The organism is Haematobacter genomosp. 1 (assembly GCF_002196855.1).
Taxonomy (GTDB): Bacteria; Pseudomonadota; Alphaproteobacteria; order Rhodobacterales; family Rhodobacteraceae; genus Haematobacter.
The window spans coordinates 66,612-92,407 of the sequence record NZ_NIPW01000007.1 but is presented as its reverse complement, the minus strand read 5'-3'; the positions used below and the strand labels follow the sequence as shown (position 1 = coordinate 92,407).

Genomic DNA, 25,796 nt, shown 5'->3' with positions numbered 1-25,796 from the left:
GAACTGATGAGTGGAATCGATGCGGTTCAGGTGGTCCGGTCATCGGCGGCTGGAGTTTTCGATGGGCAACGCTGGTCTTTGCCCGTCGTCTGAGATGAAGTTGCGGGCGCTATGGCTGATCGGACCTCGTATGCTCCGTCACTGGTCCTGCAGCGCATCCACTGCCGCGACTGGTCGTCGCGGAAGATGTCACCCGGTCGGTGTCGCCGCGCGCATTGGCATCGAACGCTCGGCCATGATGATAAGCTAGTGACATCCACAGAGCCCCGGCAGGGCGCTGCGCCATACAGATGTATTTGCTGCTGGGACTGTAGTTCGGCTCAGGAATCAGCATTTGCCGGAATTTTGGTGGATTGGCGCCGGCTCGGCAGGCTGCTCGGCTCAGTATTCGTCGTAGGATAAGAACGCGGCTGGCATTCGGCAGTGGCGTGGGTCTTCCGATGCCATTCATCGGCAACCCGGTGCTGCCGCGAGCGCGCGGTGTCTTTGATCGTGCCCGCTGACGCCTGGATTACTCGCGCCGCACTTCGCCGGTCGTCCGCCGATGACAGGTTTTGCGAGGCTTGGTGCAGGACGGAAGGGAGGCTCGATCCAGCCCCCCTTTTTCCTGGAACCCAAGTTTCGGCAGTATTCGGGTACAAGGAGCGAATTTTCACACCCCATATTCACATCGGAATGAGCAGAGATCAAAGGAGGTGGGTGCCAATCCCTATGCCCCGCTGCCGTGCTTCCCGCCCTTCTAGGACGAAGGCGGGCACCGCTGCGATACCTGGGGTCTCCGCGCTGCCCGCTTTCTCACATCCCGGCCACCATCGATGTGCTGGCAATGATCAATTTCCTTGGCATCTCCTGCCCAGTCTCAATGACCTTAGGCGTCCAACCTCTTGATCGTAGCCGTGCCCCTTTCAATGCGCACTACACACTGGCAGTGGATGTGGCGGATACCCTTGCGCCTGATCGCTGTCTTCTACGCATGCGCTTCCCTCATTGCGCCAGCAACCTACCGGCCGCAGCCCGCGTCAGGAGGCAGCGCCGGCACTCCCCTTGAGGAAAGTTCCGGGCAGGCTGCGGCATCTCGGTTCAGCGGCAGTTGTTCATTGCCTCAAGAGCAAGGGTCACAAGCCGGGGATAGGCCTGCACCCGCTGCGCGGCATTGGCGGAAGCGGCCTGCCCTCGCGCAACGCGGCCCTTGATCCCATGGAAGATCGCGGCCATGCGAAAGAAGTTGAACGCGATGTAGAAGTCGTAGTGCGGAAGGCCGCTTCGGCCGGTGTTTCGGCAATACATCGCAATATACTCCTCCTCCGTCGGCAGGCCGAGCGCCACGGGATCCCGCCCGCCGATGCCTGCCACGATGTCCTGCGGCATTCGGTACATCATCGCGTGATAGGCGAAATCCGCAAGCGGATGGCCAAGAGTGGAAAGCTCCCAGTCCAGCACGGCGAGGATACGGGGCTCCGTCGGATGGAAAATCATGTTGTCACAGCGGAAATCGCCGTGAACGAGGCTCGTCTCATCCCCCGGGGGGATGGCTGTCGGCAGCCATTCCACGATCCGGTCCATTCCCGGATCCCGCCCCGCATCGGTATCGGCGAGGTAGGATTTGGTCCAGCGGGTGATCTGCCGCTCGAAATAGTTGGCCGGCTTGCCGTAATCACCCAACCCGATCGCGGCATAGTCCAAGCCGTGAAGGCGCGCGATGGTCCGGTTCATCTCCTCGTAGTAGGCGCGCCGCTCCGCCTTCGGCAGTTCGATGAACCCCGCATCCCAGAAGATGCGCCCCTCCACCAGCTCCATGACATAGAACCAGCTGCCGATGACGGTTTCATCCATGCACAGGCCATGGACATGTGCCACGGGGAAGCCCGCGCCTCCGAGCGCCGCAAGCACCCGCGCCTCCCGGTCCACCGCATGGGCACCGGCCGCGAGCTGCCCCGCCGGTTTCCGGCGGAGCACATAGTCGCGGTTCGGTGTGTGGAGCCGGTAGGTCGGGTTGGACTGGCCGCCGTTGAACTGGAATACCGTCATCGGGCCGGCGAAATCCGCCACGTTTTCCGCCATCCAGCGGCTCAGAGCGGCCTCGTCGAAGTGGAAGCCCTCCCGCACCGGACCTGCGCCGAGGTTGGCGTCGCCGCCCGTCGCGCTCATACCGCCTGTCCCTTCTTCCAGTCGCGCTTGATCTTCTTGGCGAGCGACCATTTGTGCACCTCCGTCGGCCCGTCATAGATGCGGAAGGCACGGATCTCCCGGAAGACCTGCTCGACGATCGTATCTTCGGTGACGCCCTGCCCCCCCATCATCTGCACGCAGCGGTCTGCCACCCGCATCAGGGCCTCCGACACCGCGACCTTGGCCATGGAGCTTTCCGCCGTGCCGAGAGTGCCGGTATCCAGCACATCGGCACACCAGTAGATCATGAGCTCGGCCTGTTTCAGGTCGATCATGTTCTCTGCCAGCATGAACCCGACACCCTCATGGTCGATGAGCGGCTTGCCGAACGCCATCCTGCGGTTGACATAGGCGGTGGCGATCCCGTTCGCCCGGATGCAGGCTCCGAGCCAGCGCATGCAATGGCTGAGCCGCGCGGGGGACAGCCGGACCTGCGCGTAGCGGAAGCCTTCGCCGCTTTGACCCAGCATCTGATCCGCGGGCAGCCGGAGATTGTCGATCCGCACCGTGGCATGGCCACCCGGCATGGAGCTGTCGATCGTATCCAGCACCCGCTCGATGCGGATCGAGGGATGCGGAAGATCGACGAGAAACATGCAGGCGCCCTCGTCCGATTTTGCCATGACGATGCCTACGCCCGCGCCGTCCGCTCCGGTGATGAAGGTCTTGCGCCCGTCGATGACCCAGTGGTTGCCATCCTGCCGGCACGTGGTCAGCATCATCGACGGATCCGAGCCCGCGCCGCCATCCTCGGCAGGTTCGGTCATCAGGAAGCAGGAGCGTTTCTCTCCCCTGATCATCGGTTGAAGGAACTGCTCCTTCAGGGCGGGGGCGGCGACATGGCCCAGCAGGTACATGTTCCCCTCATCCGGCGCTGCCGTGTTGCAGGCCAGGGGACCAAGGGGAGACAGCCCCGAGCGGATCAGCACCGCCGCCGTTTCCCTCTGCGTCAGGTGGCTTCCGTCGGGCAGGATGTGCGGGGTGAGCACGCCCGCCTGACGGGCCAGCGCCTTCAGTTCCGTGACCAGCTCATCGCTCGGTCCGTGGGACGTGCGGCGCGGATCCTTCTCATATGGGGCGACGACATCCAGAACGAACCGCTCCACCCGGTCCGCCATGGCCAGGGCCCGGTTCGATAGTCCCGCCCGTTCGAGTGTATGTGTCATGCTCATCTCCTTCCGCCGCTGTCGAGCTGCGGCAGCATTTGCCCGATGATCTTACCAAGAGGATTATTGTCAGACAATCCATGGTCGCACCGGATGGAGATCGGAGCGCTCACACGGAGACAGGTTTGCAATGGGGAGCGGAACGCGGGGGGATATGCAGGATCGCTCCGGCGCCCCTCGAAGCTCGCCCAGGCCCCTTGATGTGACCGGGAACCCCCGGAGGGTTCACTTCCTGATCGGCGGTCAGGCGATAAGACGTGCTCCATCGAGAATCGAGTACACAGGCCGCCCGACCGCTGCCCGCAATTGCGCCGCATAGGGGGGCAGATTTCCGCACTCGAGAATCAGGGCGGCGATATCCGGCTGGGCGGCAACCATCGTTCGCGCGACCTCCGTGACGGCCGCACCCATGGCCGCGCGGTCCAGCGCCGCGGGCTGCGCGGATTTGGGTGTGAGGAAGGTTTCAGCGAAAATCCGGTGCTGCTCCATGCCGGCGACATGTATCTGCAAGCCGGAGCATCCGGCTTTCGCAAGGGCCTCCGTCCCGAGACTGCGCGCGGACGCCGTCAGAATCCCCAGGGGCCGATCCCCCGTCAGCCGGCGTATGACGGGGATCAGCGTGAGGCCGGAAAGCAGCACCGGCACCCGAACGGCTCGGGCGATGTCGTCCTGAACGAGGATGAGAAATCCACAGGTCGAGGTGATAAGCACCGCGCCCTCAGCCTCCAGTTCGCGCGCGGCAGCGATGAAGCGTGCCACCACCTCTGCCGACGGGCGTTCATCACGGACGATGTCGGGACTGCTGACGCCGCTGACCACCCGCACGCGCGCGGGCATGTGGTAACTCGCGGGATTTCCCGCGTCGCCCATGATCCGCGGGAAGCGCGTGTCGAGGCTCAGGATTCCGATGAAAGGCGACATCTGGTCACAAACCGGTCGTAAAAGCCAAGCAGGACAGGCGTCAGGTAAATCGGCAACTGGGCCAGGCCGACGAAAAAAGCGACTGTCGGATCCGGCAGCGCCGCAAGAACGACCGAGACATTACGGTTGCCGAACACCAGCCCCGCACTTGCCGCGGAGGGGCCGGAGACGCGGCCCCTTGCAAGCGTTCGAAGCAGCAGGTTACCGCCGAAATTCAGAGCGCAGGCCAGCGCGGCAAGCTCCAGCGCCAGTCCCGGCATGGAGAGGATGCGCGCGCCAAGCCCGTCGATCACCGGCAGCAGGAACACCAGCATCAGCGCGGTCGCCACGCCGTCAAGCGCGCGGGCATTGGCCACCAGACGCTCGGGCCCGAGCAATCGGCGCATTCCCAGACCAAGAAGAACGCCGCCCGCCAGCATGGCGCCGGTCCTCAGAGCGATCTCAAGGGGCAGCGTGCCGGACAGGTCTGCCATCCAGAAGCTCAGGGGAACCATTACCGGAGAGAGCAGCGTTCCCGTCAACATCACCCGCATCGCGAGCCGCGCGTCATAACCCAGCATCAGCGCGATCGCGGGGGCGGAGCTCAGCGGGGGAGCCGCGGCGAAGACGACGGTCGCCAGCAGGGCCTCCTGCGACAGACCGATGGCGCGACCCATCTGCGAGAGCAGCAGGGCGAGCGCCGGTTGGGAAAGCATCAGCAGGATCAGCAGCCCCGCCGCACGCCGGGGGTTGAGGGCGTCGGCCAGCAGGGGCCGCAGGTCGATCCGGGCAAAGGACATGGCGATCAGCGCCGCAACCAGCCAGGGCAGCAGGGGAGTGAGCCTGCCGCCGCTGGAGGGAAGCAGTGCGACGAGCAGCAGGCCCGCGGGGAGGATCGGCCGGGCATGCCGGCCGAGCCAGTCGAACGGAGAGCTGACGTTCAATTCCCGCTCTTCATCATGACGGCCGGCAGCCAGGTCGCCAGACCGGGGAACACCACCAGCACGCCCACCATCAGGATCATGATGAGGAACATCGGGAAGGCGGTGCGGGCGATGTAGCCCATGTCATGGCGGGTCATGGCCTGCAACACGAAGAGATTGAACCCGACTGGCGGTGTGATCTGCGCCATCTCCACCACCACGACGATGAAGATGCCGAACCAGATCAGGTCTATCCCGGCTGCGCGGATCATGGGTTCTATGATCGCCATGGTCAGCACGACCGCCGAAATGCCGTCAAGGAACATGCCGATAATGATATAGAAGACGGTCAGCGCCGCGATCAGCGCCACCGGCGACAGGTTCATCCCGGCAATCCAGCCGGCAAGCGCGCGCGGCACCCCCGTAAAGCCCATCGACAGCGTCAGGAATGCAGCCCCCATCAGGATGAGCGAGATCATGGCCGACGTCCTCACCGCCCCGAGAAGGCTGTCCCGAAAGGATGCCCAGGTGACCGAACCCTGCAACGCGGCCAGTGTCAGCGACCCGATCACCCCAAAGGCAGCAGCCTCCGTCGCCGTGGCCCAGCCCAGGTACATGGAGCCTATGACAAGCACGATCAGCGCGATGACGGGCAGCAACAGCAGAGAGTTCCGCAGCTTTTCGACAAAGCTCATCCTTGGTTCTGCGGGGGGGGTCTGATCCCGTCGGACCACCGACCAGACGGCGATATAGGCCATGAACATGGCCGCCAGCACCAGCCCCGGGAAAACACCTGCCATGAACAGGCTGGTGACGCTTTCACGCACCGTAACCCCATACACGATCAAGGTCATCGAAGGCGGGATCATCAGGCCCAGCGTTGCTGCCCCGGCGAGTGTGCCGACGATCATGAACTCGGGATAGCCGCGCCGGCGCAGTTCCGGGATGGACATCTTGCCCACCGTGGTGAGCGTCGCCGCCGAGGAGCCGGAGACCGCCGCAAAGATCGTGCATCCCACGACGTTGGTGTGCAGAAGCCCGCCGGGAAAGCGCGCAAGCCAGGGCGCGAGCCCCTTGAACATATCCTCGCTCAGCCGGGTGCGATACAGGATCTCGCCCATCCAGATGAACAGGGGCAGCGATGTCAGTGTCCAGCCCGATGCGCTTGTCCAGGTGGTGATGGACATCGATGAGCCGGGATTGCGCGAGGTAAAGCCGATCATGCCGACATAGGCCACGCCCATCAGCGCAAGGCCCACCCAGACGCCCGAACCGAGCAGCAGGAACATCACGAACAGGAAGACGCCGATCTTCAGACCCGTCGCCTGCGGATCGAAGCCGGTCATCACCCGAAGCGCGCCCCAGGCCATCAGCAGGCTGAGCCCGAGAAGCAGGATGCGCAAGGGGCGGCCAGCGAGGTGATCCCGGAGCGATGTGTCGCGCGGGACATCGACGCCGTAGCCGCGGGTGAACAAGACCTGGATCAGATTTTCGAGCAGCGCCACCGCCAGAATGACCGCACCGACCGCCATGGCGATCTGAGGTATCCAGAGCGGTGTTCCATCCTGCCCTTGCGAGACATCGTTGAACCGGTAGCTCAGCATCGGCGTGCGCACGGCATACCACGCAAAGAAGACCGCGATCACCGACCCGATGGAGTAGCTCCAGATCTCCACACCCCGCCGCCAGCTCCCGGACTTGTCCACGAAGAGGTTCACCCGGATGTGTTCGTTCCGCGAGAAGGTATAGCCGAGACCCAGAAAGGAGGCGGCCGCCATGGCGTAGCCCGCATAGTTCGCCCCGCCGGGAAACATAATCCCCAACCAGCGGGCCACCATCTGCGCGACGAGGATGATGAGCAGCGCAAGCAGCGCGAACGCGGCCCCTGCGCCGCACAATGCATAGATGGCGTCAAGCCCGCGGCGGAGATTGCCGGCCCAGACGGGGGCCGCGGCGCCGGAAAGGGAAGAACGGGGGGAGGAAAGCTCTGCCATATGGGGTTGCCCCGGCCCGAAGGCCGGGTCCTTCCTCAGTTCGACTTGTAGGTGTCGATGATGGCGGCGCCGTCTGCGCCGGTCATGGCGAGCCAGTCAGCAGTCATCTTGTTTCCGATCTCCGACATATCCGCCGACAACTGTTCGGATCCCGCACTGACGGTCATGCCGTTCTTGGCCAGCGTATCCACGAAGCCCTGCGCAAGATTTGCCGCCTCCGCGGTGCCACGGGTCTGCGCGGTGGCGGCGGAGGACTTGAGGCAGTCCTGAACTTCGGCGGGCAGAGCGGCGAATGCAGCGGCGTTCACGAAGACGGTATTGCGTGGGAGCCAAGCCTTCACATCGTAAAAGTGCGATACGTCTTCCCAGATCTTTTCGTCCACGCCGGTTGCGCCGGAGGAAATCATGGCGGCAACGACGCCGGTCGCGAACGCCTGTTTCAGCTCAGCCGCCTCGATCTGCGTCGGGATCATGCCCGAGAGTTCAGCCACCTTGGCCGTTGTGGCGTTATAGGCCCGAAACTTGACGCCGGCCATGTCGGCGACCGAATTGACCTCCTTGTTGAAATACATGCCCTGCGCCGGCCACGGCACGGAGTAGAGGAGCATCATGCCCTGCGATTCGAGCAACTTGCCGAGCACCGGCGCGGCGGCATCGCGCAACCGATCGGACGCCTCGAAGGAGGAGGCGAGGAAGGGGATGGAATCGTAGGCAAATAGCGGATTCTCATTGGCGTGGGCAGACAGAAGACGCTCCCCGATCTGGGCGTCGCCCGTCTGCACCGCGCGCTTGATCTCGTCACCCTTGAAAAGCGAGCCCGCCGGGTGGACGGTGATCTCCAACGCGCCGCCCGAGCAGGTTTTGACATCCTCTGCGAAAGCAATGTCGTTCTTCGTCTGGTAGTTGTCCGCCGGATAGGCGACCGGCATGTCCCAGCTTTCCGCCTGCGCCGCGCCGGCGACGGCGGCAGCCAGAAGAGCGGAAGGGAGGATGGCAGCGAAAATGGTCTTCATGTCAGGTCTCACTGTTGGGTCGGATTTTTTTGCGGGACTTTGCCAGCCCTTCTTGTTCATCTTGCCAGAAAGGGGCGCTTGCACCCATTTCCGAATTCGCGCGCGTTCATGACAAAAAGTCATTCCTGTCGGAGAGGGCCGGGAGATGCAAGCGGCCCCTTGTAGTCCGACGCCGGGCGGAAAATCCCATGGTGGATTTCTCATCAGTTTGGGAGCATGGTGCCCAATCCGCTGGCCGTCCAGTTTGCGGGTGCGTCGTGGAAGAACATTTCTCCCCCCGTGTTTATTGCTGGCTTTTGACAATAAGCAAATCCTGACGTGCGCAGGTCAGCTTACTGGCTCTGGCGTTGAGAACACTACGGCAATATTCGGTCCCCCGGCAATGTCTCAGACGGCAGGTCGCGCAGCGGTCTCGGTTTTTGGCCTGATGGCCGGGGAACTCCCCAGCGCGGGTTTGAGCTTGCCCTCTCCTCACGGGGCTGCTGAAAAATCATTCCACGGTTGCCCTGAGGCGGAGGCCTTTCCCACACTGTTGAGGTGCGCCCCGGAAACCGCAAGTTTTGGCGCGTGACCGGACAGATTTTCTGGCTTTCAACGTAAGCCCGGGTTAAATGGCCGACCTTTCCAGAAGATTGTTAAGGGTGATGCGCGGTCCTGCGGGGCTCATTAACCGAATCTTGCGGGCGAAAAAGGTGCAAGGGCCACCGGAGGCTCTCGTCCCGCGATCAGGGCGGCCACGATCTCCGCGGTCATGGGCGCAGAGGCCAGCCCTATGTGGCCATGCCCGAAGGCATGAAAGACCTGTGCGCAACTGCGGGCTGCTCCGATGACGGGTCGTCCATCCGGTGTGGAGGGCCGGTTTCCCTGCCACCGGCGCGGCGTTTCCTGCGAGGCCAGTCCTGGCCAGGTCCGGCGCAGGTGCTCCAGCAGGATATCCGTGCGCCGCCAGTCGGGGGGGGCATCCTCGGACGCCAGTTCGACCTGACCCGCGGCACGCAGGCCATTCGCGGTCATGGTGTTCGCCATCTTGCCATCCTGGGGCATCACCGGCACCGACAAGGCGATCCCGGGATCGGCAATCTCGATGGAATATCCGCGCTCGCTCTCCATCGACACCCTGTCCCCCGCCGCGCGAGCAAGCCGTTTGGACCGCACACCAGCCGCTATGACCGCCGCGTCGCACAGGATATCGCCGGACGATCCCCGGACCGCCCGGAGTTTCCCAGATGAGATGTCGAAACCGGTGGCATCGGCACGGACAAGCTCCGCTCCCTGTCGTGTGGCACCCGCCACAAGTGCTGCTGTATAATGGCCGGGGTCAAGGCAATGCCCGCCATCCTCGACAAGAATCCCGAAGCGGTATCCGGTCCAAAGATCCGGCAGGAAGGCGCGGAGTTCAGGTTCTTCCAGTTCGCGAGTTCTTACCCCGAATTTCGCCCGCAGCCGCCAACTGAAAGCGTCCTGGCGAAAGGCATCGCGGTCAGCGAAAGCGTAGATCAGCCCGTCGCGTCGTATGAGGTCCGCTCTCCCGACGGCCTCCGCCTGCGCAGCGTGACGTTCGGGGGCATCCTGCAGCAATCCGGACAGAACTTCGGCGGTGCGTTCGACCCGGGCTTCGGTCCATCCCGATGCCAGGAAGCGGCAGAGCCATGGCATGAGCCGCGGCAGATACTGCCAACGGATTGTCAGCGCGCCGGTTGGGTCAAGAAGGTAACCGGGCACCTTGCGCCACAGGCCCGGCGCGGACATCGGGATGATGGATGCCGGGCTCAGAAACGCGCCGTTGCCATAGCTTGCAGCCTGCGTTCCCCCCGGCGCACCGGGTTCGAGTATCGTGACCCGGTGTCCCTCCTGCACGAGCCTCAGCGCAACCGATGCGCCGATAATCCCGGCACCGATCACCACGACATGTTTTCTCACTGCTGCCGCCTGCATGGCGTACGCGGTCTCCGTCTGGGTTGCGGGCTGGCGGCGGCGAACGCCTTCAGAGCTGTTTCACAAGGCGGTCGCGCGTAAACCGCATCGGTCGTTCTCCTGCTCAGCTAGGCCATTGCTCGTGAGCGTTCGGCGCCAATGTGACGTGAGACCGCAGCGTTGAAAACGCTTGAAAGGCGCACGTCGTCATGACTTCTAGTCATGAGAGGTACCCATGCGCAGATTTCTTCCCTCGCTCTCCGCGCTTCAGGCCTTCGAAGCTGCGGCACGCTACGGCAGTTTCACCAAGGCTGCCGAAGACATGTCCATCACCCAGAGCGGTGTGAGCCGGCGGATCACCAATCTGGAGAGCCTGCTTGGCGTACGGCTGTTCGAGAGGATCGGGTCGCGGATCGTTCTTACGCAGGCGGGCAGCAGCTATCTCGCGGATATCACAGTCCTGCTGGATCAGATCGAGCAGGCGTCGATCGACACAGTCCGGGGCCGCAAGCTCGACGACCGGTTGCTGGTGCGCACCTTGCCCGCCTTTGCCTCCCGCCGGCTGACGCCACGGCTCGCGGACTTCATCGACTCCAATTCCTCCGTCATGGTTGAGCTTGGAAACACGGACGGTTACATCAATTTCGAGGATACCGACGCCGATCTGGTCATCCTGCGCGGTCGTGGTTCGTGGCGCGGTGCCATTGCCCAGGAGCTTGTCGCGGAGCGGATCGTTGCGGTCGCCTCTCCTTCCCTGATCCCGATTGGCAAGGCGCCGGAACATCTCGACTTCGGCGCGATGCGGACATTGCAGAACGCCAGCCGACCGAATCTGTGGCTGACGTGGCTCCGTCTCTCCGGCCAGAAACATGGCGGGGCCATCATCGGGCCGCGGTTCGATAACAGTGAGGCGCTTATATCGGCGGCGATCCATGGTCTGGGCATTGCCCTGGTTCCCGCGCTTTACGTGGAGCGGGAAATCGCGACGGGGCAGCTCTGGTTTCCTTTCGGGCCGCCGGTGGCGACCGAGGAAAGCTTCTGGATTGTCCAGCCGGAGCGCAGAAATCAGAAACCCTCGGCGAGCCTGTTCAAGCTCTGGTTGAAGCGGAGCGTCAGGCGCGGCACGTAACCGGCCGCGTGCGCAAGGGTGCTGCTTCCTCGCCGCATCGTCTTCACACGGCTGACGACCTCGCTTTTCAGACCTCCCCTCGCTTAGCCGCGCGCGACCGGCGGCTCAGGTCGTGCCCTGAGCACGACCCGAGCCTCCGGCCGGGCGTCCGAATGGCTGGCGGGACGGTGCGAATGTTTTCAGGGCTTGGGCAGATAGGGAATGGCACCCGCCAAATCCGTATCGTCGATTACCCGGAAATGGCTGAACGACCCCTTCTGCCGCGCCTTCCCGAAAGGGGCATACTCGGGGTCATTGGCAAATGCATGGGCGGAGGCACGATCGGGAAACTGGATCAGGGCGATCAGCGTCTCATCTGTCGCAGTGCCTTCCAGCGTTTCGATGTTCCCACTGCGCGAAAGGTAGCGTCCGCCATGCCGGGCAGCGATGTCATGGACGTGAGCGGCATAGTCAGGAACCCACGAATCGTCGGTGACCTTCACCTCGGCGATCAGGAATGCGGTCATTCGATCTCTCTCCTTCGATGCCGCCGCGGTCGAAGGACGACGGTCGGCCAGAGGCAGAATGGCGAAGCTGCCTTCTCATGTCACGCGGCTTCGGCGAAAAGCTGAAGGTTCTCAGCGCCGTCGGTTTGCTGGAAGCCGCCTTCCCCTGATCGGAGAGTTGCGCGGACTGTCCTGCCGGAAAATTACTGCCTGAGAGGATGGTATCGCTCACGGCACCACATGACCGCAGGATCCATCGTCTTCCAGCCAGGCTCGGATATCTGGGTCGGAGCCGTGTTCGGCGTGGATCGCGCATCCCGTGCATGCGATCCTGTGCGTATCGTTTCCGTCCCGGAGCCTCCATGGCCGGTTCGGTCAGGTCTGACCGGGGCGGGTGGCGCACTCGTCTGCTGGTGGCGGACGAGCCGTTGCGCCGTGAGCAGGCAGGTGATGAAGGGCATTTTGCCGCAGCCGCGCCTAAGCCGCCTCGGTTGAAAGCGGCACGGCCTTTGCTATCTTACCAGCGTGGACCGGGCCCCTCTGACGGCGTTGCGCCGTGATGTCGGACCACTTCGAGCTTGCTCGAGGTTGGCCCTGGCACGATCCGCCGATCTCGCGCGTTTTATGCGGAACAGAGGTCGGATTCGGATATGGATATACTCACTTCACTCTTCATGGGAACACCGGTCTGGATGTGGCTGGTGTTCATCGGCATCGTCCTGACCCTTCTTGCGCTGGATCTCGGCGTCTTCCACAAGGAAGACAAGGAGATCGAGATCGCGGCCAGCCTTAAGATGTCGCTCTTCTACATCACGCTCGGCCTCTCCTTCGCCGGCTTCGTCTGGTGGCAGATGACGCCCGAAGCCACAGCGCAATACCTCACTGCGTTCGTGGTGGAGAAGACACTCGCGCTCGACAACATCTTCGTCATCGCGCTGATCTTCAGCTTCTTCGCCATCCCGAGGAAATATCAGCACCGCGTGCTGTTCTGGGGCATTCTGGGTGTCATCGTGCTGCGCGGGATCATGATCGGGCTGGGTGCCACGATCGTATCAAACTATCATTGGGTGCTGTACGTATTCGCTGTGTTCCTGATCTTCACCGGCATCAAGATGCTTTTCGCCGGAGATGATGAAGAGCCTGACCTGAGCCGCAATCCCCTTCTGCGCTTCGCCCGCAAGCACATGCGCGTCACGGATAAGCTGCACGGCAACGCGTTCTTCGTCAAACTGCCGGATGGTGCGGGGCGGATGGTGCGTTATGCCACCCCCTTGTTCCTCGCGCTGGTGATGATCGAATTCGCAGACCTGATCTTTGCGGTGGACTCTGTCCCCGCTGTCTTCACGATCACGACGGAGCCGTTCATCGTCTATACCTCGAACATCTTCGCCATCCTTGGCCTGCGCGCATTGTTCTTTGCACTAGCCGCGATCCTGCACCGTTTCGCCTATCTGAAATACGCGCTCTCGCTCCTGCTGGTGTTCATCGGGTCGAAGATCTTCATCGCGGATCTTATGGGGTGGGAGAAGTTCCCGCCAGTATGGTCGCTCGGCATTACCTTCGCCATTCTGGGCGCGGGGGTCATTGTCTCACTGCTGAAGACCAAGACCGGGAAGGAGGGGAGCGCCGCCCCATGAACGCGTCCTGTGGGTGCATTCGCGCCTGAGGATCGGATGCGCCGCGGGACTTCTTTATGAGGCCACGACCTCTGGAGAGATCATGGAGGAACGGTGCCGGGGCTCTCCTGCGACATGGCGGTATCCGCGCGCAGGGAAGCCCCGGAGCTTCCTATATGCGGCTATTCCACCCGGCCTATGGTTTCGTCATAAGTGACGGTCGTTCCTGCATCCGTCACATGATGGAGCCTGCCCGCGCGCGGCGCCTCGACCCGAGTTTCCATCTTCATCGCCTCGATGACAGCCACGGCATCGCCAGCCGCCACTTCCTCGCCATCCCCGATCAGCCAGAGCGTCAGAGTTCCGGCCACCGGCGCGGTCAGGGCGCTTTCGTCAACACCGTTTTCGCCCGGTGAAAGGCCTTGCTCCCCGTTCAGCGGGAGGGTGGAGAGCAGGCCAGCGGGGAGGGCGATCTCGTGCCGCTTGCCATCTATCTCCACCGGGAACCGCAGCAGCGCGCCTGTTTCCTCAGCGGTAACGCGCTTGTGGGGCGTCAGGGTTTTCGCCAGAGTCTCGGCAAAGTCGGTTTCGATCCAGCGGGTATGGACGCGAAACTCCGCACCCTCACCACAGAAATCCTTGGCCTGCACCACGGCGCGATCGAAGGGCAGGACGCTCGCGACGCCTTCGATACGGAACTCGGCCAGAGCGCGGGCGGCGCGGGCCAGCGCCTCCTGCCGTGTCGCACCCGTGACGATGAGCTTGGCCATGAGGGAGTCGAAACTGCCGGGTACCACCGATCCCGCCGCAACGCCGCTGTCCAACCGCACACCAGGGCCGGAAGGGGCCTCCCAGACCTCCACGGGGCCGGGAGTGGGCAGGAAGCCGCGTCCCGGATCCTCCGCGTTGATGCGGAACTCGATGGCATGGCCCCGCGGTGCGGGCACCGTCTCGTCGGCAAGGCGCGCGCCTTCTGCCACGCGGATCATCGCACGGACAAGGTCGATACCCGTCGTTTCTTCCGTCACGGGATGTTCGACCTGAAGCCGCGTATTGACCTCCAGAAAGGAGATCGTCCCATTGGCGGAAAGCAGATATTCCACTGTTCCCGCCCCGGAATAGCCGGCATGGGCACAGATGCGGCGGGCGGAGTCATGGATACGGTCACGCTGTTCATCGGTCAGGAAGGGCGCGGGAGCCTCCTCCACAAGTTTCTGGTTCCGACGCTGCAACGAGCAGTCCCGTGTGCCCAGCACCTTCACCGTGCCGTGCCGGTCGGCGAGTACCTGTGCTTCCACGTGGCGGGGGCGGTCAAGGAACTGCTCTATAAAACACTCCCCGCGACCGAAGGCGGTCTCCGCCTCCCGCACGGCGCTGTCATAAAGCTCCTGCACCTCCTCCAGCCGCCATGCCACTTTCATGCCCCGGCCGCCGCCGCCGAAAGCTGCCTTGATGGCGATGGGGAGACCATTTTCACGGGCGAAGGCAAGGGCCTCTGACCCGCTGCCGACCGGCCCCGGCGTGCCGGCGACGAGCGGGGCGCCCACGGCCTCCGCGATGCGACGGGCTTCAATCTTGTCGCCGAGCGCCTCGATCACCCGCGGCTCCGGCCCGATCCAGATGAGGCCGGCCCGCTCCACCGCTTCGGCGAAATCCGCCCTCTCGGAAAGAAAGCCATAGCCGGGATGCACGGCATCCGCCCGCGCCCTTCCGGCGATCGCGATGATCTTGGGGATGTCGAGGTAGGTCTCCCCCGGAGTTTCGCCCTCCAGCGGATAGGCCTCGTCCGCCATACGCACGAAGAGCGCGTCGCGGTCGCTGTCGGCATAGATGGCGATGGCGGCGATACCCTCGTCCCGGCAGGCACGGATGATGCGCACGGCGATCTCGCCGCGATTGGCGATAAGCAGACGCCGGATCGGGCGCGGGGAAGGTGAATCGAGGAACAGGGTCATGCAAGGCTCCCGAGGGTGATGGGATCGAAAGGTGCCGCGGCGGTAAAGCGGATGCGCGCGCCGGGCGGGATCTGACCGGCGCGATCCAGCGCTTCCGGCAGCACGGTGGCGATGACGGGGTAGCCGCCGGTCAACGGATGGTCGGCCAGGAAAAGCACTGGCTGGCCGGAATGGGGGATCTGTATGGCCCCGGTCTCCGTGCCTTCGGAGGGCAGCTCATCGGCATCCGCCCGTGTTACCGTTTCTCCCTCCAGCCGAATGCCGACGCGGGAACTTTGTGGGGTGACCAGCCATTCGGTTGCCAGAAACCGCTCCACCACCTCGGGCGTGAACCAGTCCGTCCGGGGGCCGAGGGTGACCGGCAGTTCGACGATATCCCCTGCCTTGGGGAGCGCGGGTTCCACTTCCGGCCCGGTGGCAGCGGTTGCGGGGCGACCGGCGGGGGCGACGACGCTGCCGGCAAGGAGCGCCTCCGGCCCCACATGCGCAAGGGTGTCGGTCGCGGCGGAGCCGAGAACCGGGGCGACGTCATAGCCGCCCCTCAGCGCGAGATAGCTGCGCATACCGGCCTTGGGGGGAGCGATCTCCACCTCATCTCCCGCATCGACGGCGAAGGCCGCCCCATGCGGGATGGCGCGACCGGCGAGGCGCGCCTCGCCGGCACCGGTCAGCGCCAGCACCATCGCCTTCTCAGCCCGAAGACGAACGGGGCCGAGCGTGATCTCCAGCGCAGCTGCGGTGGAGGGATTGCCCACCGCCCTGTTCGCCCGCCGAAACGCAGCCCGATCCAGCGCACCGGAGGCTGACACCCCCTGACCGGCCTGCCCCGCGCGGCCCTCATCCTGAAACAGGATGGGAAAGGCGGTCGAAAGGATGCGCAGCCCCTCCGCCTCAGACGCTTTCGCCGACAGTGTTGCGGCGGGATAGACCTTGCCCCCTTGTGGGACGAAGCGGCAGCGCACTCCCGGTTGCAGCAGCGCAGGCGGCTCCCGCGTGAGATCCCACATCGGCACCTCGGTCCGCCCGATGAGCTGCCAGCCCCCCGGCGTTTCCTTGGGATAGATGCCGCAGAACCGGCCGGCGAGTGCCACGGAGCCGCCCGGAATGCGCGTCCGGGGCGATTTTCGCCGCGGCAGGTCGAAGCGCGGATCCTCGCATGTCATATAGGCAAAGCCCGGCGCGAAACCGCAGAAGGCGACCTGCCAGAGGGTCTCCTGATGGGCGGCTATCACCTCGGAGGTGGACAGGCCCATGAACGTGGCGACATCGGCCAGATCCTCGCCGTCATAGATCACCGGAAGTTCCACCATGTCGGCGGTGGGTAGCGCGGGCGGCGTGCCGGGAGCGGGCCTGCGGGCGAGAATCTCTCGTGCAACGCTCCTGTCCGCCATCACGCCCGGCGCGGTGCGGACCATCAGCGTCCGCGCGGCCGGAATGATCTCGACCACGCCGGGAAGCGGCCGCTCCCTCAACGCGTCAAAGAGCGCCAGCGCCTCGCCCAGATCGGCGAGTTCCACCAGCAGGCTCTGCGGCCCTACGGGAAGGAAGCGGATGTCATCCTGCATCTCAGGCCTGCCAATGCGTGTCGGGAATGTCGGTGATGAACATGTGCCCCGGCGCGTGGGTGATGGCGAACGGGGGGCGAGAGGCCATGAGCGCCGCCTGTGGCGTCACGCCGCAGGCCCAGAACACCGGGATCTCACCTTCGCGGATATCCACAGCATCGCCGAAATCGGGGCGGGAGAGATCCGGGATGCCGATGGCCTCCGGGGCTCCGATATGGACGGGGGCCCCGTGAACAGCGGGTGTCCGCCCGGAGATCATCGCTGCTTCCGCCACGCGGCCGGCGGGAATCGGACGCATGGAGACGACCATCTTTCCATGCAGCCTGCCCGCCGGGCGGCAGTCCCGGTCGGTCAGGAACATCGGCACGTTGCGCCCCTGCGCGATATGGCGAACCTCGATCCCGGCCTGCTGCAGGGGTGTTTCGAAGGTGAACGAACAGCCGATGAGGAAGGTGACCAGATCGGGGTGTTCCGCCCAGGCCGGGGTGGCATCGGCGACCTCCTCGACAAGCTCACCATCCCGCCAGATACGGTAGAGCGGAATATCTGTTCGCAGGTCGGCATCCGGCGCGAGCGCCGTCCGGTGGCTGCCCGGATCGGTCACGTCGAGCACGGGGCAGGGCTTCGGGTTCCGTTGCGCGTAAAGCAGGAAATCCCACGCCCAGTCCTTCGGCAGGGAGATCATGTTGCACTGGGTGAACCCCGGCGCCATCCCTGCGGTGGGGAGCGGCGCGTTGCTCCGGCAGGCAAGCCGCGCGGCACGGGCGATGGTGATATCGGGGATCATGCTTCGCCTCCGAAGGCTGCCACCTTGACCCCGTGCGCGAGCAGAACCTCGCGGATGCGGGCGGCCATGGCGACGGCGCCGGGACTGTCGCCGTGGACACATATGCTCTCCGCCTGCAGGGTCAGGGGTGAGCCGTCCACCGCTTCGATCACCCCCTCCGTCGCCAGCCGCAGCATCCGCCGGGCGATGGCTTCCGCATCATGGAGCACTGCGCCTGACTGCCGCCGCGAGACCAGTGTCCCCTCCGGCGTATAGGCGCGGTCGGCAAAGGCCTCGGCGACAGTGGCCAGCCCCGCCTCTCCGGCTTGCGCGAGGATCGGCGCCCCGGCGAGGCCCATCAGCACGAGCGATGGGTCCACCGCCTGTATCCCGGCGATCACGGCCGCGGCCTGCCGGCTGTCCGACGCGATGGTGTTGTAGAGGGCGCCATGGGGTTTGACATAGCTGACCCGCGTGCCTGCCGCGGCGCATAGGCCCTGAAGCGCACCGATCTGATAGATTACATCGGCTGTCAGTTCCTCCGATGTCACGTCCATGTTGCGGCGGCCGAAGCCCACCCGGTCCGGGTAGGAGACATGCGCGCCCACCGCCACGCCCCGCTCCGCCGCGCGGCGCACGGTCGCAAGGATCGTCGCCGGATCGCCCGCGTGAAAGCCGCAGGCGACGTTGGCGGAACTGACGATGTCCAGCATCGCCGCGTCATCCCCCATGGTCCAGGCGCCATAGCCCTCGCCCAGATCGCTGTTCAGGTCGATGCTCCGCATCTCGGTCCTCCGTTCTCAGTCCTGGGGCGCCTTTAAGGCGCCCCCTATGGTTACATTCCCAGGAAGGAAAAGATGGTGCCGATGGACATGAAGCCCATGTACCAGGTCAGCGCACAGACCACCGCGCTCAGGGTCAGAAGCACGCGGTTATAGACATGCCCCCCCATCAGGTCGGCCCGCGCAAAGCCCACATAGGTGAAGATCGTCAGGCCGATCGGCAGGATCAGACCGTTGAAGCCGCCCACGAAGATCAGGATGGCCGCGGGTGCCGCGCCCAGCGAAAGATAGACCGCCAGCGAAACCGCGATGAAGATCACTGTGGCGATGTTGCGCGCACGTTCATCCATATGCCGGAAGACCACGAGAAAGCTGACCGAGGTATAGGCCGCCCCGATGATGGAGGTAATGGCCGCCGCCCAGAAGATCATGCCGAAAATGCGCATCCCCCAGTCTCCCAGCACGGCGGCGAATGCCTGTGCGGCAGGGTTCGCAGCCATGCTCGACAGGTCCAGCGTAACGCCGGAAGCGACGACACCCAGAATGGCCAGGAACAGCACGAAACGCATGACCCCCGTCACCGCAATGCCCGTGAGCGATGCGCGGGTCACTGCGGCAAGGTTTTCCTCTCCCACAAGGCCCTTGTCGAGCAGGCGGTGCGCGCCCGAATAGGTGATGTAGCCGCCGACTGTGCCGCCAACGATGGTGGTGATGGTCGGAAAGTCGATGACGCTCGGCAGGACCATCTGGCGCACTGCCTCACCTACCGGGGGGGAGGATGCGAAAGCCACGGCCAGCGTCATCGCGATCATCAGCAGACCAAGGCCGATCAGCGCCCTGTCCAGCAGCGATCCCGCGCGTCTCGACAGAAAGATGCCGATGGCCAGAGCCGCCGAGATCGCGCCACCGATCTTCGGGTCCAGCCCGAACATCGCGTTCATCCCCAGCCCGGCCCCGGCGATATTGCCGATGTTGAAGGCAAGACCGCCGATGATGACCAGAATGGCCAGCAGATAGCCCGCGCCCGGAATGGCCGCATTCGCTGTGTCGGAAGCGTTCTTGCGGGTGAGTGCGGTGATCCGCCAGATATTCAGCTGCACCACGAAGTCGATCACGATCGAGGCGAGGATGGCAAAGGCGAAGGCGGCCCCCAGCTTTGCCGTGAAGGTTGCCGTCTGCGTGATGAAGCCCGGCCCGATGGCAGAGGTGGCCATCAGGAAGATCGCGGCCATGAAACCGCCGCGGGCGGTCGCTTTGGCGGCGGAGGGGAGGGGGTCTGCCATCGGAAATGCTCCTGCTGCTGCGCGCATAGCGCCTTTGGCTGTTCCTGCTTTTGTCGGACTTGATGGTCAAGTTTGTATTATCATATTGAATGAATCGTTGAACGATCTACCACAATTTTACCTACGTTAATGATCATAATTTATGCGGAATCCAAATTATTGCTGAATGAACAAGCAGGCTGGGATTGTGGCAGGAGTGTTGGGTGCGGTGCGGTGTTGCGCTGACGCGCCGCTTTCGACATGATCGCCGCACGAGGGGATACAATCATGCAATCGACCTACCCGGCCGCAGAGCGGCTGCCCTCCCCCTCGCAGAGCCTTGTCGAACAGACGGCGGGGCGTCTTCGTGCGATGATCACCAGCGGCGAGATCGGGCCCGGCAGCCGTCTGTCCGAGGCGCGGCTCACGACGGAATTCGACGTCTCGCGCAACACGCTCCGCGAAGGGTTCCGGCTGCTCACACGGGAGGGGTTGCTCCGCCATGAGCCGAACCGGGGTGTCTTTGTCGAAACACCGACCATGGCGACGATTCTCGACATATACAGGGTGCGGCGCGCAATCGAAGTTCCTGCCATAGCCCACAGCTGGCCCCGCCACCGGGCGGTGGAGCGGATGCGCCTTGCGGTGGAGACAGCGGAGGACATGGCGCTCCGCCCTGACTGGCGTGCCGTGGGCAGCGCCAATATGGAGTTTCACGCCGCCATCGTCGCGCTGACCGACAGTCCGAGGCTCATGGCCTTTTATGCGCAGGTGGCGACGGAACTACGGCTGGCTTTCGGCGTTCTGGACAGCCCCGAAATGCTCCATGCGCCCTACATCACGATGAATCGGGAGATCGTGAGGCTGGTAGAGGCCGGGGAGGCCCAGCGTGCGGCGGAGGCTCTGGATGCCTATCTGCTGAAATCGGAGCGCACTCTGCTCGAAGCCTTTGCCCGGCTGTAACCGGGTGCTGAAAAGACCTCTGGGTCTGCACCCACGTGGAAATCGTCCTAAATCTGGAAGATCCAGCCCGAAATCCATGCATTACTGGTGATTTCGGGCTGATTTCCTGCTTTCCAGAGCATGGGCACGACACTTCAGAGCTTTTTCAACAGCCTGCTAATGGTCAGCCCGCGCTTCCCGCCATGAGGCGGAGGGGGGTGTAGGTGATGACCGTCTCTCCTCGTTGGTTTACGATACGGTTCCGCGTGCGGACGAGGCCGCGGCCCGCCTTGCGCGTGGGCCGCACCTCGGTCACCTCGATCTCCACATGGATCGTGTCGCCCTCCAGCACCGGCCCTTCGACGTTGAGTTCCATGTGGAGGAAGGCCAGTCCTGTGCCCTGACCCGTCGCATTCAGGGTCAGCCCCTCGGCGATGGAATAGACCAGCGCAGCCGGGGCAGGGCGCCCGTCTATGGCGGCGTGAGCAGCACGGTATTCTGCATCCAGAAACAGAGACTCCAGCATTCCAACGGCGGTCACGAAGGTCACGATGTCCGTCTCGGTGATCGTTCGCCCGAAGGTGCGGAACTGATCGCCCACCTGAAGTTCGTCCCAGTGGAAACCTTGGCCCAGCAGCTTCATCCGATACTCCTTTGTGGGGGTGGCAGGGGTTTGGGATCGCGCAGCCGGCGCGAATACCAGAAGGGGGAAACAGCGCCTATCACGCTGACGACAGAGAACAGGAACGCCGCCCGGTAGCTGCCTGTGAGGTCGTGCAGGAATCCCGTCATCCATGCACCAAGCGCCGAGCCGAAAGACATGGTCATGAAGATCGCGCCGAAGATGGAGCCGACGCTGCCCCGGGCGAAGATCCGGGTGGCGAGAGTGGAGATGACCGGGCCCCGGGCCCCCTGACTCACGCCGAAGGCCAGCACATAAACCAGTACGAGCAGCGGGCTGTGAACATAGGAAAAGCCCAGCAGGCCCAGAATGCCGATGAGCGTCGCGGTGAAGGAGAGCGTCACCGTGAAGCGGTAGCCCTTCCGCGAGGACAGCCAGCCCGCCCCCAGCACCCCGATGATCGACAGCATCCCCGATGTGCCGAAAGCCAGGGCCGCGTCCAGGGGCGGGTAGCCCTCGTCCACCAAAAAGGCAACGGTCTGCACCACCACGCTATAGGTGGAGCAGGCGGTGAAGAAGAAGCACTGGACCAGCAGCCAGAACTCCGGTGTGCGGAGCGCCGTGCGGATGGTCCAGCCGTGACGCGGCACGGTGTCTTGCGGGGCAGGCGCTACGGTGCCGACCGCGTCCGGCGGCGGATCGAGACGGCTTGACATCAGATGCTGATCCCCGCGTGCGATCCGCGCCCAGGGCAGCGCGAGCAGCAGGGGCAGCAGGCAGGTCAACCCTATGGCAAGCGCCTGATAGGCGGCCCGCCAGCCCGCGGTGTCGATGATGCTCTGCACAAGCGGCACGATCACCAGAATGCCCGACCCGAAGCCGGCGTAGGCAAAGGCGATGGCGAGGCTCAATCTCCGGTCGAACCAGCGCCCGATCAGCGCGGAGGCGGGCACGATGCCGAGGCAGGAGGCCGCAATCCCGCCGCAGATCCCGTGGAAGAGGTAAATCTGCCAGAGCGACTGCGCCATGGACGCGCCGGCCATGCCAAGGATGAGCGCCACCAGCCCCATTCCGTAGGTCCAGCGCGGCCCCCACCGGTCCAGCAGCGATCCGGAAACGGGAGAGGCTACGCCGGCCGCCAGCAGGTAAACCGAATAGACCCCGGTGAGGGTGGACCGGTGCCAGCCGAATTCCGCCTCCAGTGGGAGGATGAACACCATGAATGTGTCCACGACCCCGCGCGCAACGAAGTTGAACAGAAAGCCGGTAGTGACGACGATCCCCGCCATGATCGCGGGAGAAAAGGCGGGAGCCTCGCTGCGGGGGGTGTTGAAGGACAAGGGTCATCTCATGGCTGGGCGGCGGCCCGAACGCGCCGGGCGGCCGCAGTTTCCTTATCGTGCCGCACGGGCAGGGCCTTCAGCCTTGCATGGGGCTCATCCCGCTTCGATCCGTCCCGGACGCGCCCTGCGGCCGCATTGGGAAATCAGGGCGGAAATACGGCTCTGCAGAGCTGCGGTTCCGCGTCTCCTTTGCGCGGATGGTCTCCAACCTGGCGTCACCGAAAGCACCCCTGCGCCAGCGAGCCGACCCGGCTGCACGGTGCTGGGTGCGATCGGACGCGCGCCGGCAGGCATGCAGCCAGACACAGCTCAATTGCTGGCGGCTTTCTGTTTTGCCAATGCGTCGCGGAAAGCTTCCAGAATCTCCGTGCCCGGCTTGCCGCGGGCATCGAGCGTCTTGGCCCATTGCTCGCCGATGGTCGCCAGCTTGCCCTCCACCTGTGTCTTGTCGGCATCGGGGAGCGAGACGAAGGTCACGCCTGCATCCTCCATCTTCTTCTTGTCCTTCATGTCGAACTCCTCACCCATGGCGCAGGCGGAGTGGTTCACCTCCTCGCCCGCCTGGATCATCGCCTGCTGCACCTCGGGCGAGAGCTGCCGCCAGCGGTCCTCGCTGATGACATAGCTTGCCACGAAGGAGCCGAAGTTGATCCCTTCGGTGCCGTATTTCAGCTGGCTCTCCAGCCCGTAGGGCAGGACGCTGGAATGCGGGAAGAGGACGCCATCGATCGTGCCGCGGGACAGCGCCTCGCGTGTTTCGGGGGCGGGTATGCTGATCGGGGTCGCGCCCAGAAGCTCGACAGCCATCTCCTTGGTGCCGCCCGTGGTGCGCAGTTTCAGACCCTTGAAGCTGTCGGCGCCGGTGATCTCCTTCCGCGCGGTCATCACGTGATAGGGCGAGAGCACCATGACGAACAGCATCCGAACCTTGAGCGGCGCAAGCTCCGCCTGATCGAGCACACCGCCCGGCTGGGCAAGGGTCCAGTAGGCATTTGTCCCCACGCAGGAAGTATCGAAAGCTTCCGGCAGTTCGCCGACCGCGGAGAGTGGCAGCTTGTCGGCGATGTAGGACACGCCGACATAGCCGACATCCACCACGCCCGTCTGGGTGAGAGAGAGCAGGTCCTTTGACTTGCCCATCTGCTCGGCGGGATAGTAGTCGAACTTCACCTCGCCGTTCGTGAGTTCGGTGACGCGGTCCATCCAGACCTTTGTCATGCCCTCGGCGATGTAGTGACCGACAGGAAAGCTGTCGGCGAGCCGCAGTGTCTCCGCCCGTGCCATCGGGGCGGCGGCGGTCGCTACGGCAAGCGTTGCGGCGATCAGAGGGCGTTTGAAACGTTGTGTCATGGTTCTCCTCCCCGGGAAAACAGTTGCAGGAGCTGCCTCACATCGTGGAGGGCAGCCAGGTGACGAGGGCCGGAAACAGGGTCAGCAGGGCGATGACGAGCAGATGGGCCCAGACATGCGGCATCACTCCGCGGAACAGCTCGCCCAGCGGGCGGCGGGTATAGCGGGCGACGACGAACACGTTCATGCCCATCGGTGGCGTAACCATTCCGACCTCTGCGGTGACGACGACAATGACGCCGAACCAGATCGGATCGAAGCCGAGCTGCGTCACGACCGGCAGGATCACAGGAACCGTCAGGATCAGGATCGCGATCTGGTCCATGAAGAAGCCGAGGATGATATAGCCGATCAGGATCACGCACATGATGGCGAGCGGTGCCATCGGAAGGCCACCCACCCAGGCGCTGATGTCGTTGGTGACCCGCGACAGGGTAAAGAAGTAGCCGAACACATGCGCGCCGAGGATGATGAGCAGGATCATGCAGCTCGTATGCGCGGTGGAACGCAGCGCGTGGCACAGCCGGGGGAAGGTAAGCTGCCGCTCCCATATGGCGAGCAGCATGGCGACGAAGGCGCCAAGCCCCGCGGCCTCCGTGGGCGTGGCAAGGCCGCTGTAGATGGAGCCGGTCACCGCGAGGAACAGCACCAGCATCGGGCCAACCCGCTTCAGGCTGCGGACCTTCTCCACCATCGTATGCGCGCGCCCCTGCGGCGCGGCGGCGGGATCGAGTCTGACCAGAAGCGCTACGGTAAGGATGATCGCCAGCGTGACTATGATCCCGGGAATGACGCCGGCGATCAGCAGGTCGCCGATCGGCACATCGGCAATGATCCCATAGAGCACGAGCGCGATGGACGGCGGGATCAGCATGGCCAGCGTCCCGGAAATGGCGACCACGCCGCCCGCCAGCTTCGGATCGTAGCCTTGCTCGAGCATCGCGGGGAGCGAGGTGGATGCCAATGTCGCGGCCGCCGCGGTGGAGGAGCCGGAGATCGCACCGAACCCCGCACCGGCCAGCGCCGTCGCCATCGCGACACCGCCCCGGAGCCGGCCGACCCAGATCGTCGCGGCACGAAACAGATCGTTGGCAATGCCGGAGATGATGACGAACTCCGCCATCAGGATGAACATCGGGATGGTGATGATCTCATAGCTGTTCGCGGTGGACAGCGGCGAGGTGCGCAGGATCCCGGTCAGAAACGGCAACCCGCCCAGCATGTAAAGACCCGCCGCGCCGGACAGCAGCATTGCCAGCGCAACCGGGAGCCCGACGACGAGGAAGACCACGAGGATCAGGAGAACGATGGAAACGGTCATTCGGCATGTTCTCCGTCGATTGCGGCGGTTTCGGGCGGAGGCGGCATGTCTGCGAGTTCGCGCCCCGTCAGCATGGAGGCCATGTGCATTACCGTCCGATGCAGACAGCGGAGGGTGAAAAATGCGGAACCGATGGCCACCATCAGATAAGCCGGCCAGGTGGGCCAGGGGACGGTGGCGCTGATCTGATCTCCCGCGGCGTAGCTTCCCTCGAACCGCAGCCAACCCTGCCAGGCGATCAGCGCCACCAGCAGTGCCGAAAATGCGTAGCCAACCGCCAATCCGAGATGCATGAACCAGCGCGGCAGCCGCGGGTTGAAGATGTCGATGGCGATATGGCTGTGGTGGGTCAGCGTATCGGGCAGTGCAAAGAAGAAAACACAGACCATCAGGTAGCTACCGATCAGGTCATAGGACCAGCCAAGCGGCTGGGACACGACGTATCGCATGGTCACGTCCGCAACCACGACGAGCATGATCGCGGCGATGGACAGCCCCGATAGGGCGACCAGCACCCGCTCCGCCCCTTTCAGGATGGCGTCCGGCCAGTCCGGTTTTGCCGTGCGTTCCATTCTGTTT

General features: G+C 64.2%; 21 protein-coding genes and 1 pseudogene. 3 read left to right on the top strand and 19 right to left on the bottom strand.

The genetic code is table 11. The features are described 5' to 3' along the window. Positions 1-1,080 precede the first annotated feature (1,080 nt). The 8 genes and pseudogenes from CDV49_RS04900 to CDV49_RS04870 all read right to left on the bottom strand — a co-directional run bounded on the left by CDV49_RS04900 (position 1,081) and on the right by CDV49_RS04870 (position 10,085). Positions 1,081-2,148 carry a phosphotransferase gene (locus CDV49_RS04900; RefSeq protein WP_088214449.1) on the bottom strand — a complete coding sequence of 356 codons (1,068 nt, stop codon included), beginning with the start codon at positions 2,146-2,148 and terminating at the stop codon, positions 1,081-1,083. Continuing rightward, positions 2,145-3,335: an acyl-CoA dehydrogenase family protein gene (locus CDV49_RS04895; RefSeq protein WP_088214536.1), complete on the bottom strand. Its 1,191-nt coding sequence runs from the start codon at positions 3,333-3,335 to the stop codon at positions 2,145-2,147. Before CDV49_RS04895 ends, CDV49_RS04900 begins: the two co-directional genes overlap by 4 nt. A 243-nt stretch (positions 3,336-3,578) precedes the next feature. After that, a complete protein-coding gene (locus CDV49_RS04890; protein ID WP_143413119.1) occupies positions 3,579-4,256 on the bottom strand; it encodes an aspartate/glutamate racemase family protein in 678 nt (225 codons plus the stop codon). Beyond that, the gene (locus tag CDV49_RS04885; protein ID WP_088214447.1) at positions 4,232-5,179 is read right to left on the bottom strand and encodes a hypothetical protein; all 948 of its coding nucleotides are present in this window, start codon (positions 5,177-5,179) and stop codon (positions 4,232-4,234) included. Before CDV49_RS04885 ends, CDV49_RS04890 begins: the two co-directional genes overlap by 25 nt. Further along, the gene (locus CDV49_RS04880) at positions 5,176-6,504 is read right to left on the bottom strand and encodes a TRAP transporter large permease (protein ID WP_256947249.1); all 1,329 of its coding nucleotides are present in this window, start codon (positions 6,502-6,504) and stop codon (positions 5,176-5,178) included. Before CDV49_RS04880 ends, CDV49_RS04885 begins: the two co-directional genes overlap by 4 nt. A gap of 138 nt (positions 6,505-6,642) precedes the next feature. After that, a pseudogene (locus CDV49_RS20790) lies at positions 6,643-7,152 on the bottom strand (TRAP transporter small permease); the annotation flags it as partial. Between the two features lie 35 nt (positions 7,153-7,187). Continuing rightward, positions 7,188-8,468, bottom strand: a complete 1,281-nt coding sequence (locus CDV49_RS04875; RefSeq protein WP_256947241.1) for a TRAP transporter substrate-binding protein — start codon at positions 8,466-8,468, stop codon at positions 7,188-7,190. A gap of 363 nt (positions 8,469-8,831) precedes the next feature. Next, positions 8,832-10,085, bottom strand: coding sequence for an NAD(P)/FAD-dependent oxidoreductase (locus CDV49_RS04870; RefSeq protein ID WP_256947240.1), 1,254 nt, complete (start codon positions 10,083-10,085; stop codon positions 8,832-8,834). 229 nt (positions 10,086-10,314) lie between these two features. On the opposite strand from CDV49_RS04870, the gene CDV49_RS04865 reads away from it, so the two are divergent. Continuing rightward, positions 10,315-11,208 carry a LysR substrate-binding domain-containing protein gene (locus tag CDV49_RS04865; RefSeq protein ID WP_088214443.1) on the top strand — a complete coding sequence of 298 codons (894 nt, stop codon included), beginning with the start codon at positions 10,315-10,317 and terminating at the stop codon, positions 11,206-11,208. Between the two features lie 179 nt (positions 11,209-11,387). Here CDV49_RS04865 and CDV49_RS04860 read toward each other — a convergent pair whose 3' ends face one another. Further along, on the bottom strand, positions 11,388-11,714 hold the full coding sequence (locus CDV49_RS04860) for a DUF1330 domain-containing protein (RefSeq protein ID WP_088214442.1): 327 nt from the start codon (positions 11,712-11,714) through the stop codon (positions 11,388-11,390). 629 nt (positions 11,715-12,343) lie between these two features. On the opposite strand from CDV49_RS04860, the gene CDV49_RS04855 reads away from it, so the two are divergent. Then, positions 12,344-13,330: a TerC family protein gene (locus CDV49_RS04855; protein WP_088214441.1), complete on the top strand. Its 987-nt coding sequence runs from the start codon at positions 12,344-12,346 to the stop codon at positions 13,328-13,330. A 161-nt stretch (positions 13,331-13,491) separates the two neighbouring features. Here the strand turns inward: CDV49_RS04855 and CDV49_RS04850 are convergent, their stop codons facing one another. Genes CDV49_RS04850 through CDV49_RS04830 form a run of 5 tightly spaced genes read right to left on the bottom strand, consistent with a single transcriptional unit; the run spans position 13,492 to position 19,660 of the window. After that, positions 13,492-15,264: an acetyl/propionyl/methylcrotonyl-CoA carboxylase subunit alpha gene (locus CDV49_RS04850; protein WP_218821883.1), complete on the bottom strand. Its 1,773-nt coding sequence runs from the start codon at positions 15,262-15,264 to the stop codon at positions 13,492-13,494. Next, entirely contained in the window at positions 15,261-16,829 is a 1,569-nt protein-coding gene (locus CDV49_RS04845) for a 5-oxoprolinase subunit B/C family protein (protein ID WP_088214440.1), read from the bottom strand. Before CDV49_RS04845 ends, CDV49_RS04850 begins: the two co-directional genes overlap by 4 nt. 1 nt (position 16,830) lies before the next feature. Beyond that, complete coding sequence (locus CDV49_RS04840) at positions 16,831-17,616, bottom strand: putative hydro-lyase (RefSeq protein WP_088214439.1); 786 nt, start codon at positions 17,614-17,616, stop codon at positions 16,831-16,833. Next, a complete protein-coding gene (locus CDV49_RS04835) occupies positions 17,613-18,380 on the bottom strand; it encodes a LamB/YcsF family protein (protein WP_088214438.1) in 768 nt (255 codons plus the stop codon). Before CDV49_RS04835 ends, CDV49_RS04840 begins: the two co-directional genes overlap by 4 nt. Positions 18,381-18,430: 50 nt before the next feature. Beyond that, positions 18,431-19,660: an NRAMP family divalent metal transporter gene (locus CDV49_RS04830; protein WP_088214437.1), complete on the bottom strand. Its 1,230-nt coding sequence runs from the start codon at positions 19,658-19,660 to the stop codon at positions 18,431-18,433. 267 nt (positions 19,661-19,927) lie between these two features. On the opposite strand from CDV49_RS04830, the gene CDV49_RS04825 reads away from it, so the two are divergent. After that, complete coding sequence (locus tag CDV49_RS04825) at positions 19,928-20,602, top strand: GntR family transcriptional regulator (protein ID WP_088214436.1); 675 nt, start codon at positions 19,928-19,930, stop codon at positions 20,600-20,602. Positions 20,603-20,765: 163 nt separating this feature from the next. Here the strand turns inward: CDV49_RS04825 and CDV49_RS04820 are convergent, their stop codons facing one another. The 5 genes from CDV49_RS04820 to CDV49_RS04800 form a co-directional block, all read right to left on the bottom strand. Then, positions 20,766-21,224 (bottom strand): MaoC family dehydratase, encoded by a 459-nt coding sequence (locus CDV49_RS04820; RefSeq protein WP_088214435.1) that lies wholly within the window; start codon positions 21,222-21,224, stop codon positions 20,766-20,768. Then, positions 21,221-22,543, bottom strand: a complete 1,323-nt coding sequence (locus CDV49_RS04815) for an MFS transporter (protein WP_088214434.1) — start codon at positions 22,541-22,543, stop codon at positions 21,221-21,223. The genes CDV49_RS04820 and CDV49_RS04815 overlap by 4 nt, the downstream gene beginning before the upstream one ends. Positions 22,544-22,855: 312 nt before the next feature. After that, complete coding sequence (locus tag CDV49_RS04810; RefSeq protein WP_088214433.1) at positions 22,856-23,896, bottom strand: TRAP transporter substrate-binding protein; 1,041 nt, start codon at positions 23,894-23,896, stop codon at positions 22,856-22,858. Between the two features lie 37 nt (positions 23,897-23,933). Beyond that, complete coding sequence (locus tag CDV49_RS04805; protein ID WP_088214432.1) at positions 23,934-25,217, bottom strand: TRAP transporter large permease; 1,284 nt, start codon at positions 25,215-25,217, stop codon at positions 23,934-23,936. Then, entirely contained in the window at positions 25,214-25,789 is a 576-nt protein-coding gene (locus tag CDV49_RS04800) for a TRAP transporter small permease (RefSeq protein ID WP_088214431.1), read from the bottom strand. The genes CDV49_RS04805 and CDV49_RS04800 overlap by 4 nt, the downstream gene beginning before the upstream one ends. Between the last annotated feature and the right edge of the window lie 7 nt (positions 25,790-25,796).

Bases quoted from the DNA above. Each gene is read 5' to 3' on its own strand.
- CDV49_RS04895 (WP_088214536.1), bottom strand. From the start codon at position 3,335: ATGACACATACACTCGAACGGGCGGGACTATCGAACCGGGCCCTGGCC.
- CDV49_RS04835 (WP_088214438.1), bottom strand. From the start codon at position 18,380: ATGCGGAGCATCGACCTGAACAGCGATCTGGGCGAGGGCTATGGCGCC.
- CDV49_RS04825 (WP_088214436.1), top strand. From the start codon at position 19,928: ATGCAATCGACCTACCCGGCCGCAGAGCGGCTGCCCTCCCCCTCGCAG.
- CDV49_RS04900 (WP_088214449.1), bottom strand. From the start codon at position 2,148: ATGAGCGCGACGGGCGGCGACGCCAACCTCGGCGCAGGTCCGGTGCGG.
- CDV49_RS04845 (WP_088214440.1), bottom strand. From the start codon at position 16,829: ATGCAGGATGACATCCGCTTCCTTCCCGTAGGGCCGCAGAGCCTGCTG.
- CDV49_RS04830 (WP_088214437.1), bottom strand. From the start codon at position 19,660: ATGGCAGACCCCCTCCCCTCCGCCGCCAAAGCGACCGCCCGCGGCGGT.
- CDV49_RS04810 (WP_088214433.1), bottom strand. From the start codon at position 23,896: ATGACACAACGTTTCAAACGCCCTCTGATCGCCGCAACGCTTGCCGTA.
- CDV49_RS04800 (WP_088214431.1), bottom strand. From the start codon at position 25,789: ATGGAACGCACGGCAAAACCGGACTGGCCGGACGCCATCCTGAAAGGG.
- CDV49_RS04805 (WP_088214432.1), bottom strand. From the start codon at position 25,217: ATGACCGTTTCCATCGTTCTCCTGATCCTCGTGGTCTTCCTCGTCGTC.
- CDV49_RS04890 (WP_143413119.1), bottom strand. From the start codon at position 4,256: ATGTCGCCTTTCATCGGAATCCTGAGCCTCGACACGCGCTTCCCGCGG.
- CDV49_RS04855 (WP_088214441.1), top strand. From the start codon at position 12,344: ATGGATATACTCACTTCACTCTTCATGGGAACACCGGTCTGGATGTGG.
- CDV49_RS04820 (WP_088214435.1), bottom strand. From the start codon at position 21,224: ATGAAGCTGCTGGGCCAAGGTTTCCACTGGGACGAACTTCAGGTGGGC.
- CDV49_RS04850 (WP_218821883.1), bottom strand. From the start codon at position 15,264: ATGACCCTGTTCCTCGATTCACCTTCCCCGCGCCCGATCCGGCGTCTG.
- CDV49_RS04840 (WP_088214439.1), bottom strand. From the start codon at position 17,616: ATGATCCCCGATATCACCATCGCCCGTGCCGCGCGGCTTGCCTGCCGG.
- CDV49_RS04880 (WP_256947249.1), bottom strand. From the start codon at position 6,504: ATGACCGGCTTCGATCCGCAGGCGACGGGTCTGAAGATCGGCGTCTTC.
- CDV49_RS04860 (WP_088214442.1), bottom strand. From the start codon at position 11,714: ATGACCGCATTCCTGATCGCCGAGGTGAAGGTCACCGACGATTCGTGG.
- CDV49_RS04865 (WP_088214443.1), top strand. From the start codon at position 10,315: ATGCGCAGATTTCTTCCCTCGCTCTCCGCGCTTCAGGCCTTCGAAGCT.